The organism is Streptomyces sp. 7R007, assembly GCF_054850255.1.
Window position 1 is genome coordinate 1 of sequence record NZ_JBTWMV010000059.1, and the last position, 13,326, is coordinate 13,326.

Here is a 13,326-nt window from a genome sequence, read left to right on the forward strand (position 1 = left end):
TCTCAGCGATCCGCGTCCAAGGGCTCCAGGTCCTCGTCCAGATCATCCTCAAGATCGTCGTCGTCGCCGTCGTCCATCCCCTCGCCGATCTCGTCGTCGAACACCGCGCTGACGTCGAACCGGCAGACCACCTGCTGCGCGTCCACCGTCTCGAACGGCGCCTCCAGCCACTCCCCCGGCTCGGCCGGCTCCTCCGCCGCGGTCACCCACAGCGTGGAGTCGCCCTCCTCCAGCCCGAACTCCTTGTGCCGCGAGGCGATCTCGTCCGGCTCGAACTCGCCGAACAGCAACCCCAGCGCCCCGGGCACCGTGCCGGAGGCCTCGTTGCCGTCGGCTTCCGCCGCCTCGATCCGCTGCGCCTGCGCCAGCAGCCGGTGCTGGTCCACCACGGTGTAGTCGCGGCGGATCAGCACACTGAGCGCGTTCGGTTCCTCGGGCCCCGCGTACGGCGGCAGCTCGTCCTCCGCCCCGGGGATCTCGAAGGGGGTCACCTCGTCGTAACGGTCGTAAAGCAGCTCGTCGTACGTCTCGGCGGCCGCCGCCAGCTGGTTGAACGCCTCGTAGACGGCCGGGTCGTCCTCACCCGACCGGCGTTCGACCGCGGCCAGGTGGCGGTCGAGCGCGGTCTTGACCGCCTCGGCGGCGGCGCGTACCTCGGCAGCGGTGGGCTGCGCAGCATCAGACATAGTGCAGACGCTATCCGTACGAGGCCCCAGCCCGCACAATAGATGCGATGCCGGAATACGAATTTGTCGACGTGTACGTACCGCGCGGGGTCTCCCGCAAGGACGCCACACGTCTGCTGACAGACCATGCCGAGTACGGTCACTGGGAGTTGGACCGTCTGAGCCTGATGCGCGACGGCAGTCGCAAGGTGCGGCTGCGCCGGCGGATCATCCGCCAGGTGCGGGCCACCTGGTGAGCTCGGACGGCCACGGACACCGGAATGGGCCCCGCCTGGGCGGGGCCCGCTCCGTTGGGGGGCTCGCGCGCCCCTACGCCGAGGCCCGGGCCTTGCGGTAGAGGACGGCACCCGCCAGCAGCGCGCCCGCGCCGACCGGCAGGACGACGCCGAGGGGCAGGTCGCTGCCGGTGTGCGCGAGCTGTGCGGCGCCCGCGGTGCCCGCGGCGCTCACGACCGCCTGCGCGCCGGACCGGCCGACGTGCGCGGAACCGGCCGGCGTCCCGGCGCCGGTGGCGCCCGTGGCGGGCGAGGTGCCCGGGGTACCGGGGTGACCGGGGTGACCGGAGTGGCCGGAGTGACCCGAGTCGCCGGGCTGCCCGGGCGTCCCGGGCGGAGTCGTCCCGTGACCACCGCCGGGAGGCGTGCCGTGGTCGCCACCGACGGAGCCGCCACCGCCATGGCTGCCACCACCGTGACCACCACCGCCGTGACCGCCGCCACCATGACCGCCGCCACCGTGGCCGCCGCCTCCGTTGGCGCAGTCGTCGCCCGTCGTGGAGTTGCCGACGCCGACCACGTCCACGGTGTTGCCGCAGACGTTCACCGGCGCGTCGACCGGTACCTCGACGTGGTTGCCCGAGCCGATGCCGGGCGAACCCGAGGCGTGCCCGCCGGCGTGCGAGCCGCCGTGTCCGCCCGAGCCGCCGGAGCCGTGGTCGCCGTACCCACCCGAGTCGCCGTATCCTCCGGACGACCGGCTGCCCCCACCGTGGTTGACGCACGTGTTGCCCATCGCCGGGTTGAGCACCCCGACGACGTCGACCGTGTTGCCGCAGACGTTGACCGGCGCGTGCACCGGCGCCTGGACCGTGTTGCCCGACAGCACGCCGGGCGAGTCGGACGTCGAGCCGCTCGCGCCCGCGTCGGCGTGGGCGTACCCGCCCGCGGCGGCGAGCACGCCGGTGGCCGCGGCCACGGTCATCAGGCCCTTGCGGGTGACCTGTCGCATTCCTGAAATCCCCCCTGCCTTCGATCCTGACCTGGAACCATCACCAAAAGCCCGGTCGGCCCCGGAGCGCATGGCGCGCGCTCCGGAGCCGACGGACGTGGAACAGACGGCCTTCAGCGGGCCGACGTCACTTGTTGATGCAGGTGTTGCCGAAGGCGGGGTTCAGCAGCCCGATCACGGAGACCGTGTTGCCGCAGACGTTCACCGGGATGTGGACCGGGACCTGAACGACGTTGCCGGAAGCGACACCCGGGGAGTGCACCGCGGCACCCTGAGCGCCGGCGTCGGCGACGGCGAGGCCCGCACCCGCGAGAACCAGACCGCCGGTGGCAGCCGCAGCAGCGACGACCTTCTTGATCATTGTTCCTCCTTGTTGGCAATGCGATCCCAAGTAGCGGATCGCATCACCTGTAACGAGGAGGGAGTAATGGAGCTACGAGCTTATGAGCGCATTCACTCGTTGTCGGTCACTTCCGTACACCCTGCCGAATACCGGGATCACGACGCGTCGATGAACCGGTCGAGCACGCGCACGCCGAACTTCAGGCCGTCCACCGGCACCCGCTCGTCGACGCCGTGGAACATGCCCGCGAAGTCCAGCTCCGGCGGCAGCTTCAGCGGCGCGAAGCCGAAGCCGCGGATGCCGAGGTCGTCGAAGGACTTGGCGTCCGTACCGCCGGAGAGCATGTACGGGATCGCCTTGGCGGTCGGGTCCTCGGCCAGCAGCGAGGACTGCATGGCCTCGACCAGGGCTCCGTCGAAGGTGGTCTCCACGGCCTTGTCGGCGTGCACGTCCTCGCGCCTGACCTTCGGGCCGAGGATCCGGTCGAGGTCGGCGAGGAACTCCTCCTCGTGGCCCGGCAGGAAGCGCCCGTCGACGTGCGCGGTGGCCTCGCCCGGGATGACGTTGACCTTGTAACCGGCGCCCAGCTGCGTGGGGTTGGCGGTGTTGCTGAGGGTCGCGCCGATGAGCTTGGCGATGCCGCCGAGCCGGGCCAGCGTCGACTCCATGTCCTCCGGGTCGAGTTCGAGGCCGAGGGCGTCGCCGAGCTCGTCGAGGAAGGCCCGGGTGGTCTTGGTGACGCGCACGGGGAACCTGTGCCGGCCGAGCCGGGCGACGGCCTCCGACAGCTCGGTGATGGCGTTGTCCCGGTGGATCATCGAGCCGTGGCCCGCCGTGCCGGCCACGGTCAGCTTCATCCAGTGCATGCCCTTCTCGGCCGTCTGGATCAGATAGAGCCGGCGCTGCTCGCTCACCGTGAACGAGAACCCGCCGACCTCGCTGATCGCCTCGGTGACGCCCTCGAAGAGGTCCGGGTGGTGGTCGACGAGGTACCGGGCGCCGTACGTGCCGCCCGCCTCCTCGTCGGCGAGGAAGGCCAGCACGATGTCCCGCGGGGGCCTGCGCCCGCTGCGCAGCCGGTCGCGGACGACCGCCAGGGCCATCGCGTCCATGTCCTTCATGTCGACGGCGCCCCGGCCCCACACGCACCCGTCGGCGACCTCGCCGGAGAAGGGGTCGTGGGTCCAGTCCGCCGCGTTGGCCGGTACGACGTCCAGGTGGCCGTGGATCAGCAGGGCGGGCCGGGACGGGTCCTCGCCCTCGATGCGGGCCACCGTGGAGGCGCGCCCCGGGTGCGACTCGAAGATCCGCGCCTCCAGGCCCACCTCGGCGAGCTTCTCGGCGACGTACTCGGCCGCCTTGCGCTCGCCGGGGCCCGAGTGGTCGCCGTAGTTGCTGGTGTCGAACCGGATCAGCTCGCGGCAGAGGTCCACGACCTCGTCCTCACCGGTGACGGTCCTGGTCGTGTCCGTGTCGCTCACGCTGTTTCCTCCCGCTGTCACTGCTGGTGGTCCCCGCTGGTGGTTCCCCCTCATCCTCCCCCTCCGGCCCGCCCCTCCCCAAGACCGGGCCCGGCCCGTCACACGCCGTTCACGTGCGGCCCGGGGCGCGACGGGGGTGATCGGGGCCCCTCGAAAGCCTGGTAATGTTTCCTTCGTCGCCGCGGGGGAAACCCCGCACGACAGACACCTTGTCCGGGTGGCGGAATGGCAGACGCGCTAGCTTGAGGTGCTAGTGCCCTTTATCGGGCGTGGGGGTTCAAGTCCCCCCTCGGACACTCACCGACCGTGCCGGTCGAGGTTCGCCTCGGCCGGCACGGTTTCGTGTGTGTCCGTTCGTGACCCTTCGCCGTCCGCCGCCTCCGGGCCGAGTAGCATCGGCGCGCCGGAGCCCGCGCACCCCAGGTGGGGTGCCGGGACGGGGATTGGGGAGGCGGGGCGCAGATGTCGACGTCGTCGGAGGGGGCCCTCGATCCGCAGGATGGCCTGCGTGATCTCGAGGAGATGCTGGACGCGATCACGGACCGGGCGGTCATCAGGCTGGGCGCGGACGGTGAGGTGCTCCGCTGGAGCCGTGGTGCCGAGGTGATGACCGGGTACCGGGCGGCCGAGATGGTCGGCCGGTCGGTGGAGGCGCTGCACCTCGCCGAGGACCGCGAGGCCGGGCTCGTCGAGCAGGAGCTGGCGGCGGTCCGCCGGGACGGGCCGCGGACGTTCCAGGGCTGGCGGGTGCGCAAGGGCGGCGAGCGGTTCCTCGCCCAGGTCACGATGGCGCCGGTCGAGGGGCCCGACGGCTCGGTGGCCGGGTTCGTCAAGATGCTTCAGGACGTCACCGAGAGCGCGCGGGCGGAGTCGCTCTTCCACGGCCTGCTGGAGTCCGCCCCGGACGCCATGCTGATCGTGGGACCGGACGCACGGATCGTCCTGGTCAACCGGCAGGCCGAGGCGCTGTTCGGCTTCGAGCGGGACGAGCTGGTCGGCCGGGAGATCGAGGTGCTGGTGCCGGCCCGGTTCCGTGACCGGCACGTCGGCCACCGCACCGGTTTCCTCGGCGATCCGCGGCTGCGGCCGATGGGGGCCGGTCTGGAGCTGTACGGGATGCACCGGGACGGCTCCGAGTTCCCCGTGGAGATCAGCCTCAGTCCGCTCCAGACGGCCGAGGGCCGGCTGGTGGTCGCCGCGATCCGGGACGTCACCGAGCGCCGGGAGACCGAGCAGCGTCTGCAGCGGCAGCGGGACGAGATCCTGGAGCTGTCCACGCCGGTGATCCAGGTGTGGGACAAGGTCCTGGTGCTGCCGATCATCGGCACCCTGGACACGCTGCGGGCGACCCGGCTGACCGAGGGCCTGCTGGAGCGCATCGCCCAGAGCCAGGCCGAGGTGGCCATCCTGGACATCAGCGGGGTGCCGACCATCGACACCCAGGTCGCCCAGCACCTGCTGAAGACCGTGCAGGCGGCCGCGTTGATGGGCACGGTGAGCATCATGAGCGGGGTGCGGCCGGAGACCGCGCAGTCGATGGTGCACCTCGGCATCGACATGGGCCGGCTGCGCTCGCGCAACACCCTCCAGGACGCGCTGCAGCTCGCCCTCGCGGTGCTGGCCGAGCGGGCCGGCACGGCGGCCGCGGCCGCGCGGGCGCTGTCCGGCGGGGAGGGACGGTGAGCGAGGACGTCGTACCGGTCATGCGGATCGGGGACACGCTGCTGGTGGCGTTGCAGGGCGACCTGGACGACACCACCGTGATCCGGATCGAGGAGCAGCTCACGCGGGAGATCGCGCACACCTCCGCCACCGGCATGCTGATCGACGTCAGCCGGCTGAGCGTGGTCGACTCCTTCATCGCGCGGGTGCTGGCCCGGATCGTGGCGATGGTACGGCTGCTGGGGGCGCAGGCTGCCGTGGTGGGGATCCAGCCGGCGGTGGCCATCACGCTGGTGGAGCTGGGCGTTCCGATGGGGCACCTGGACACCGCGCTCAACGCCGAGCAGGGGCTGGCGCTGCTGCGGCGGCTGCGCCACGACGACACCGGTGCGGGCCGGCCGTGACGACGGACGCGGCGACGGCCCGGGAGACGGACGCCTTCGAGATCGCGCACGAGGCCGACCTGATACGGGTGCGCAAGGTGCTGCGGGCCGAGGCGGAGGCGGCGGGGCTGAACCTGGTGGACGCCACGAAGCTGATCACCGCCGGGAGTGAGCTGGCGCGCAACATCCTCAACTACGCCACCGGCAGGCGCGGCCGGATCCGGGTGGAGCAGGTGTACCGGGCGGGGCGGCGCGGTGTGCGGGCGACGTTCGCCGACGACGGGCCGGGCATCGAGGACGTCGACGCGGCGCTGACCGACGGTTTCAGCACGCGCGGGAGTCTCGGGCTCGGGCTGCCGGGGGCGCGGCGGCTGGTGGACGACATGACGCTGACGTCGGCCGCCGGTTCGGGCACCACCGTGGTGATCGTCAAATGGCAGCGGTGAGCGCACACCGTCGGCACCCGGTCGCGGCCGAGGAGGACGTGGGCGCGCTGCGCCGGTCGGTGGCCCGCCTCGCCGCCACGCGGCCGGACCTGCGTCCGGGGGCGGCCGAACTGGTCGCCACCGAACTGGGCACCAACCTGCTCCGGCACGCGCACCCCGGGGGCTACGTCCTGGTCCGCCCGACGGACGACGGGATCGAGCTGCTGTCGGTGGACGGCGGCCCGGGCATGACGGGCGTGGCGCTCCCGCGCGCCGCGCCCGTACCCGGCACGGCGTCCGGGGCCGGCGCCAGCACGGCGACACCATCGCCCCCGGCCCGGGGTGCCGGGTTGAACGCCGGGCTGCAGGTGGTGCGGCGGTACGCCGCCGAGTTCGACTGGTACGCCACCCGGCGCGGCACCGTCGTCTACGCGCGGCTGGGGTCCGCGGCGGCGGGGCGCCGGCTGTTCGGTGGGGTGAACGTGCCGCTGGGCGGGAGCGGGGAGTCCGGGGACGCGTGGGCCGTCGTGGACGGGGAGCCGTTCGCCGCGCTGGTGGTCGACGGGCTCGGGCACGGCTCGGGGGCCGCCGTCGCCGCACGCGCCGCGGTCGGCGCGTTCGTGCGGGAACCGGTCACCGATCTGGACCGGTTCGTGCGGCGGGCGCACGAGGAGATGCGCGCCACCAGGGGCGGTGTCCTGGGCGCCTGTCTGATCGACGCCGGCCGGGGCGAACTCGCCTACGCGGCCGTGGGAAACATCACCGGGCGGGTGTACGGCCAGGGCCGCTCCGTCGCTCTGCTGGACCGCCCGGGCACCCTCGGCACCCAACTGCCGGTCCCCCACACCCGCCTCCAGTGCTGCCCTTGGCAGCCCGGTTCCCTGCTGGTCCTGGTCTCCGACGGGATCCGCACCGGCTGGAACCTGGACGACCATCCGCGGCTGGCCGAGCGGCATCCGGCCGTCGTCGCGGCGGTGGTGCACCGGGAGTTCGGGCGGCCGACGGACGACGCCACGGTCCTCGTGGTCCGCGAGCCGGGCAGCGTGTCATGATGAGCGACGGTCCCGTCACCGAGGGCGAAGGGCAGTCGGACATGGGTGAGGTTCACGACCCCCTGGCCGCCCCGGACGGCCGGTCGGAGCCGGATGGCCGGACGCTGGTGATCGACGAGCTGCGCCAGGAGCTGGAGGACACCAACCGGGGCCTGATCGCGCTGCACACCGAGCTGGAGGCCGCGCGGGCGGCCGAGGCGCGGCTCGCGGCCATCGTGGCCTCCTCCGACGACGTGATGCTGGCGGTGGACGCGGCGGAACGCGTGCAGACCTGGAATCCGGGGGCCGAACGGCTGCTCGGTTACGGCGAGTCGGACGTGGTGGGACAGCCCGTCGGCGTCCTGATGACCGACGCGGCGGCGACGGAGTTCCGCGCGGCGGTGGAGCGGATCCGCTCCGGGCGGCACGCCGAACCCCACCAGAGCCGCTGGCGCCGCGCGGACGGCGGCGAGTTCGACGTGGCCGTCACCGTCTCCGCGATGCGGGACACCGAGGGCATGCTGATCGGCTACTGCGCGGTGGCCCGGGACATCACCCAGCAGCTCGCCGCCCAGAGCGAACTGGCCGCCGCCCGCACCGACCGCGAGGTGATGGCCGAGCGTGAGCGCATCGCCCGCGACCTGCACGACATGGTCATCCAGCGGGTCTTCGGGGCCGGGCTGGCGTTGCAGAGCATCGCCGCCCGGGACGTCAACGCGGCCACCGCCACGCGGGTCAACCACGTCATCGACGAACTCGACTCCACCATCAAGGAGTTGCGCAACACCATCTTCGAACTGAACCAGCCGACGCAGAAGGCGGCCAGCCTGCGCGCCCAGGTCCTCGACGAGACCGGCGCGGCCGAGCAGCGGCTGGGCTTCGCCCCCTCGGTGGAGTTCGACGGCCCCGTGGACGCCGCGCTGCCGGACGAGACCGCCGCCCATCTGCTCGCCGCGCTGCGCGAGGCCCTGTCCAACGTGTGCCGGCACGCGCACGCCTCCGCGGTGCACGTCGCCGTGCACGCGGCGGACGAGCTGGTGCTGGAGGTCGTCGACGACGGCCGTGGCATCGGCAGCCCGACCCGCAGCAGCGGACTGACCAACCTGCGGCGCCGGGCGGAGAAGCTCGGCGGCACCTTCGAGGTGGCCGGCCGTGCCACGGGCGGCACCCGCCTGTGCTGGCGCATCCCGCTCAGTACGGCGCCCGGCGTCCGGCCCTGAGCAGGGGCCCGATGGTCCCGGCACGGCCCCCGGTCGGCCCTCGTGACGGCCTCGGCGGGCGGCCAGGCTGGTCTTGGGGCCGTGCCCCGTCGCGGCGGCCCCGGACCGAAGGAGCTGATCGGCATGACGACCCTGGCCGCGACGCCCGACCGCCCGGTCCGTGTGGACGCGGTGCTGGACGCGCCGCTGTCCCGGTGGCTGTGGCTGGTGAAGTGGATCCTGGTCATCCCGCACTACGTGGTGCTGTTCTTCCTGTGGGTCGCGTTCACGGTGGTGAGCGTGATCGCGTTCTTCAGCATCCTGTTCACCGAGCGCTACCCGCGCGCCCTGTTCGACTTCAACCTGGGGGTGCTGCGCTGGAGTTGGCGGGTCGCCTACTACTCGTACGGCGCCCTGGGCACCGACCGCTATCCGCCGTTCAGCCTGGGCGAGGAGCCCGGCTACCCCGCGCGATTGGACATCGTCTACCCCCAGCACCTCTCCCGGGGGCTGGTGTTGGTGAAGTGGTGGCTGCTGGCGATCCCGCACTACATCGTCATCGGCTTCTTCCTCGGCGGCTGGCATCTGGGCTGGTGGGACGGCGGTCTCGTGGCCGTGCTCGCGGTCATCGCCGCGGTGATCCTGGCCCTCACCGAGAAGTACCCCAAGGGCCTGTTCGACCTGGTCCTGGGCCTGAACCGGTGGGTGCTGCGGGTGGCCGCGTACGCCGCCCTGATGACGGACGTCTATCCGCCGTTCCGGCTCGACATGGGCGGGGCCGAACCGGGCGAAACCGACAGTGTGGGCCATCTCTCTCCTGAGTGAAGATCACCAGGTCACGGCATGTGCACCTCACCCCGACGGCCACCCGGACAGCCTCCCCGGGTGGCCGATCGCCAGGCCGGAACCTAGCGTCGTACTAAGATTTCCGGCTTGTTACGGAGCTGGAGCCGGACAACCCCAGGCAGACCTGCGGGCCCGCCAGCGCCCCGGAGGCTTCCGGGATCGAGACGCGAGGACCGATGGCAGCCATACACGAGAGCAGCGCTCTCGGCCTGCTCGACGAAGAGCTCAGCGCTGAGATCCACCGCCAGTTCCCCGACACGGCCCGCTTCTCCGCAGGTCAGGCCGCCTCCGCGCGCACACTCGTCGACATCCTCGACGCGTCCGTACGCTCCTACCCCGGCGAACTCGCCCTGGACGACGGCTCGGTGCAGCTCACCTACCGGGAACTGGCCGCCGAGGTCGAGCGGTTGCGCCGCAGGCTCGCCGCCGCCGGCGTCGGCCTCGGCGACCGGGTGGGCGTGCGCGTGCCGTCCGGCACCAACGACCTCTACGTGGCGATCCTCGCCGTCCTGGCCGCCGGCGCCGCCTACGTTCCCGTCGACGCCGAGGACCCCGACGAGCGCGCCGAGCTGGTGTTCGGGGAGGCGGAGGTGCGGGCCGTCATCGGCGCCGGGCACGAGCTGACCGTCACCGGGCGCGGCGAGGCCGCCGCCGCGCGCCCGGGCGTCGGGCACGACGCGTGGATCATCTTCACCTCCGGCTCCACCGGCAAGCCCAAGGGCGTCGCCGTCACCCACCGCAGCGCCGCCGCGTTCGTGGACGCCGAGGCCGCGCTGTTCCTCACCGAGGACCCCATCGGGCCCGGCGACCGGGTCATGGCGGGGCTGTCGGTCGCCTTCGACGCGTCCTGCGAGGAGATGTGGCTGGCCTGGCGGTACGGCGCCTGTCTGGTGCCGGTGCCGCGCGCGCAGGTCAGAAGCGGCGCCGACCTCGGGCCCTGGCTGGTCGAGCAGGAGATCACCGTGGTCTCCACGGTCCCCACCCTCGCCGCGCTGTGGGAGCCCGAGACCCTCAACGACGTCCGCCTGCTGATCTTCGGCGGCGAGGCCTGCCCGCCCGAGCTGGTGCAGCGGCTGGTGACCGAGGGACGCGAGGTCTGGAACACGTACGGGCCGACCGAGGCGACCGTCGTGGCCTGCGCCTCGCTGATGAACGGTGAGGAGCCGGTGCGCATCGGGCTGCCGCTGAACGGCTGGGAGCTGGCCGTCGTCGACGAGGCCGGCGAGCCGGTGCCGATGGGCGGCAGCGGGCAGCTGGTGATCGGCGGGGTCGGGCTGGCCCGGTATCTCGACGCCGAGAAGGACGCGGAGAAATACGCGCCGCTGCCCTCGCTGGGCTGGGAGCGGGCGTACCGCAGCGGCGACCTCGTGAAGGCCGAGCCGGAGGGGCTGGTCTTCCTCGGGCGCGCCGACGAGCAGATCAAGCTGGGCGGGCGCCGCATCGAGCTCGGCGAGGTGGACGCGGCGCTGCAGGCGCTGCCCGGCGTGGCCGGTGCGGCCGCCGCGGTGCGCACCGCCCGCAGCGGCAACCAGCTCCTCGTCGGCTACGTCGTCACGCAGGACGGCTGGGACCAGGCGGCGGCCGTCGAGAAGCTGCGCGCCGAGCTGCCCGCGGCCCTGGTGCCGCTGCTCGCGCCGGTCGCCGACCTGCCCACCCGCACCAGCGGCAAGGTCGACCGGGCCGCCCTGCCCTGGCCGCTGGAGGGCCTGGAGACCGGCGGCCCCGCCGAGCGGCTCTACGGCACCGAGGCGTGGCTCGCCGAGCAGTGGACGGAAGTCCTCGGCATCCCGGTCGCCAGCGCCCGCGACGACTTCTTCGCCATCGGCGGCGGCAGCCTGGCCGCCGCCCAGCTGACGACGAGGCTGCGCACCCGCTACCCGAGCGCGGCCGTCCTCGACATCTACCAGCAGCCCACCCTGCGCAAGCTGGCCCGCCGGCTGGAGGAATCGGCGCAGGACGACGGCGCCCGGCGCACCGTCGCCCCGGTGCCCACCCGCGCCAAGCTGATCCAACTGCTGCTCCTGGTCCCGCTGTTCACCCTGCTCGGCCTGCGCTGGACGGTCGCGCTGGCCGCGCTCGGGAACCTGCTGCCCGCCTGGTCCTGGCTGCCGACGGCCCCCTGGTGGCTGATCGCGGCCGGGGCCCTGGTGCTGTTCAGCCCGCCCGGACGGCTCGCCATCGCGGCCGGCGGCGCCCGGCTGCTGCTGCGCGGCGTCGAGCCGGGCCGCCACCCGCGCGGCGGGAGCGTGCACCTGCGGCTGTGGACGGCCGAGCGGCTGGCCGAGTTCAGCGGGGCGACCTCGCTGACCGGGTCCTGGCTGGAGCGGTACGCACGCGCGCTCGGCGCGAAGATCGGCCAGGACGTCGATCTGCACTCGCTGCCGCCGGTCACCGGCATGCTCAAGCTGGGCCGGGGCGCGGCCGTGGAGTCCGAGGTCGACCTGTCCGGCTGGTGGCTGGACGGCGACCGGCTGGAGATCGGCCAGGTCAAGGTGGGCGCGCACGCCACCGTCGGCACCCGCAGCCTGCTCTTCCCGGGTGCCCGGGTCGGCAAGCGCGCCGAGGTGGCGCCCGGTTCGGCGGTCACCGGGCAGATCCCGACCGGCCAGCGCTGGGCCGGCGCGCCCGCGGTCAAGCTCGGCAAGGCCAAGCGGAACTGGCCCAAGGAGCGCCCGCAGCGGGGCACGTACTGGCGCGTCATGTACGGGCTGACGGGCTTCGTGCCCACCGCGCTGCCGCTGCTGTCGGCCGCCGTCGCCTTCCTCGTGCTGCGCGCCTTCGTCGACCCCGCCGCTCCGCTGCGCGGTGTGGCGCTCGCCCTGGTCCCGGCGACGCTGGCGTTCGGGGCGACGTACGCGCTGCTGATCCTGGTCGGTGTGCGGCTGCTGAGCCTGGGCCTGCGGGAGGGGACGTACCCCACGCACAGCCGGACCGGCTGGCAGGCGTGGACGGTCACGCTGCTGATGGACCGCTCCCGCGAGACGCTGTTCCCGCTGTACGCCGGGCTGGTCACGCCGGTGTGGCTGCGGCTGCTCGGGATGCGCGTCGGGCGGGGGGCCGAGGTGTCCACCGTGCTGGCGCTGCCGAGTCTGACGACGGTCGGCGAGGGCGCGTTCCTCGCCGACGACACGCTGACCGCGCCGTACGAGCTCGGCGGCGGCTGGATGCGGATCGGCCGCGCGGAGATCGGGCGCCGGGCGTTCCTGGGGAACTCCGGGATGACCGCGCCGGGGCGCAGCGTGCCGGACGGCGGGCTGGTCGGGGTGCTGTCGGCGACGCCGAAGAAGGCGAAGAAGGGCAGCTCGTACCTGGGGCTGCCGCCGGTGAGGCTGCCCCGCAACGCGGCGCAGGGTGATCAGAGCCGCACCTACGACCCGCCGGCGCGGCTGCTGTGGGCGCGCGGGCTGGTGGAGCTGTGCCGGATCGTGCCGGTGTTCTGCTCGGCGGCCCTCGCGGCCGGGACGATGGCCGTGCTGTGCCTGCTCGGGCCGTGGGCCCCCCTGCTGTCGGGGCTGGTGCTGCTCGGGGCCGGTGCCGTGGCGGCGCTGGTGTCGGTGGCGGCGAAGTGGCTGCTGGTGGGGCGGCACCGCAGCGGCGAGCATCCGCTGTGGAGCGCCTTCGTGTGGCGCAACGAGTTGGCGGACACGTTCGTCGAGGTCGTGGCGGTGCCGTGGCTGGCCGGCGCGGTGCCGGGGACGCCGGTGATGAACCTCTGGCTGCGCTCGCTGGGCGCCCGGATCGGCAAGGGCGTGTGGGTGGAGAGCTACTGGCTGCCGGAGAGCGACCTGGTGACCCTGGAGGAGGGCGCCACGGTCAACCGCGGCTGTGTGCTGCAGACCCACCTCTTCCACGACCGGATCTTGCGGACGGATACTGTGGTCCTCCGTGAGGGCGCCACGCTGGGCCCTGGCGGGATCGTGCTGCCCGGCAGCACGATCGGGGCCCGTACGACCCTGGGTCCCGCGTCGCTCGTCATGGCCGCGGAGTCCGTCCCGGACGACACCCGCTGGCTCGGCAACCCGATCGAGGCATGGCGTCCCTGA

General features: G+C 73.2%; 12 protein-coding genes and 1 tRNA gene. 9 read left to right on the forward strand and 4 right to left on the reverse strand.

What is annotated here, in order from left to right:
• Positions 1-2: 2 nt before the first annotated feature.
• Positions 3-686 (reverse strand): hypothetical protein, encoded by a 684-nt coding sequence (locus ACYF6T_RS39200; protein ID WP_461702709.1) that lies wholly within the window; start codon positions 684-686, stop codon positions 3-5.
• 47 nt (positions 687-733) lie between these two features.
• On the opposite strand from ACYF6T_RS39200, the gene ACYF6T_RS39205 reads away from it, so the two are divergent.
• Entirely contained in the window at positions 734-922 is a 189-nt protein-coding gene (locus ACYF6T_RS39205) for a DUF5703 family protein (RefSeq protein ID WP_358650647.1), read from the forward strand.
• A 73-nt stretch (positions 923-995) separates the two neighbouring features.
• Here the strand turns inward: ACYF6T_RS39205 and ACYF6T_RS39210 are convergent, their stop codons facing one another.
• The 3 genes from ACYF6T_RS39210 to ACYF6T_RS39220 all read right to left on the reverse strand — a co-directional run bounded on the left by ACYF6T_RS39210 (position 996) and on the right by ACYF6T_RS39220 (position 3,737).
• A complete protein-coding gene (locus ACYF6T_RS39210; RefSeq protein ID WP_461702710.1) occupies positions 996-1,913 on the reverse strand; it encodes a chaplin in 918 nt (305 codons plus the stop codon).
• Positions 1,914-2,040: 127 nt separating this feature from the next.
• Positions 2,041-2,274 (reverse strand): chaplin ChpH, encoded by a 234-nt coding sequence (chpH, locus tag ACYF6T_RS39215; protein WP_356344448.1) that lies wholly within the window; start codon positions 2,272-2,274, stop codon positions 2,041-2,043.
• 137 nt (positions 2,275-2,411) lie between these two features.
• A complete protein-coding gene (locus ACYF6T_RS39220) occupies positions 2,412-3,737 on the reverse strand; it encodes a M20/M25/M40 family metallo-hydrolase (protein WP_461702712.1) in 1,326 nt (441 codons plus the stop codon).
• A 211-nt stretch (positions 3,738-3,948) separates the two neighbouring features.
• Here ACYF6T_RS39220 and ACYF6T_RS39225 point away from each other — a divergent pair.
• From ACYF6T_RS39225 to ACYF6T_RS39260, 8 genes are all read left to right on the forward strand, one after another.
• Positions 3,949-4,033: transfer RNA gene (locus ACYF6T_RS39225), tRNA-Leu, on the forward strand.
• Positions 4,034-4,199: 166 nt separating this feature from the next.
• A complete protein-coding gene (locus ACYF6T_RS39230) occupies positions 4,200-5,420 on the forward strand; it encodes a PAS domain S-box protein (RefSeq protein ID WP_461702713.1) in 1,221 nt (406 codons plus the stop codon).
• A 20-nt stretch (positions 5,421-5,440) separates the two neighbouring features.
• Positions 5,441-5,803 carry an STAS domain-containing protein gene (locus ACYF6T_RS39235; protein ID WP_461702747.1) on the forward strand — a complete coding sequence of 121 codons (363 nt, stop codon included), beginning with the start codon at positions 5,441-5,443 and terminating at the stop codon, positions 5,801-5,803.
• Positions 5,800-6,228: an ATP-binding protein gene (locus tag ACYF6T_RS39240; protein ID WP_461702714.1), complete on the forward strand. Its 429-nt coding sequence runs from the start codon at positions 5,800-5,802 to the stop codon at positions 6,226-6,228. The genes ACYF6T_RS39235 and ACYF6T_RS39240 overlap by 4 nt, the downstream gene beginning before the upstream one ends.
• Entirely contained in the window at positions 6,216-7,259 is a 1,044-nt protein-coding gene (locus tag ACYF6T_RS39245) for a SpoIIE family protein phosphatase (RefSeq protein WP_461702716.1), read from the forward strand. Before ACYF6T_RS39240 ends, ACYF6T_RS39245 begins: the two co-directional genes overlap by 13 nt.
• A 41-nt stretch (positions 7,260-7,300) precedes the next feature.
• Entirely contained in the window at positions 7,301-8,458 is a 1,158-nt protein-coding gene (locus tag ACYF6T_RS39250) for a PAS domain-containing sensor histidine kinase (RefSeq protein ID WP_461702718.1), read from the forward strand.
• Positions 8,459-8,581: 123 nt separating this feature from the next.
• A complete protein-coding gene (locus ACYF6T_RS39255; protein ID WP_461702720.1) occupies positions 8,582-9,262 on the forward strand; it encodes a DUF4389 domain-containing protein in 681 nt (226 codons plus the stop codon).
• Between the two features lie 197 nt (positions 9,263-9,459).
• The gene (locus ACYF6T_RS39260) at positions 9,460-13,326 is read left to right on the forward strand and encodes a Pls/PosA family non-ribosomal peptide synthetase (RefSeq protein ID WP_461702722.1); all 3,867 of its coding nucleotides are present in this window, start codon (positions 9,460-9,462) and stop codon (positions 13,324-13,326) included.